At 54.8% G+C, this 281-nt stretch carries 1 protein-coding gene; it reads right to left on the reverse strand.

All coding sequences use genetic code 11. The annotated features are described in order from the left end of the window. The coding region (locus FCL47_RS24660) for a hypothetical protein (protein WP_167496631.1) at positions 1-281 on the reverse strand (281 nt) is incomplete at both ends.

A 281-nucleotide genomic window follows, 5' to 3' on the forward strand; every position in this document is an offset into this window, starting at 1 on the left:
TCTCGGAATGTGCGATCGTGCCGTCATTATTGGTATCTTCGGAAATAAGTACAGTAGGTGCCTGGGTTGGTGTCGTATCGCCCATGATGGCGGAGTCACTTGCCGTCTCGGAGATATTACCGGCCTTGTCCACCAGAGTTGCCGTGACGGTGACGTTTTCCCCGTCTTCCGGTCGTGCATACTCGAGGATTAACCCGTTATCGAGAATATCCTGGGTTACGGCGTGATCGGTGACCGTGCCGTCAGGGTTGGTGACGCGCAGGATATCATCGATCACCGCA

This window comes from Desulfopila sp. IMCC35006, assembly GCF_005116645.1.
GTDB lineage: Bacteria > Desulfobacterota > Desulfobulbia > Desulfobulbales > Desulfocapsaceae > Desulforhopalus_A.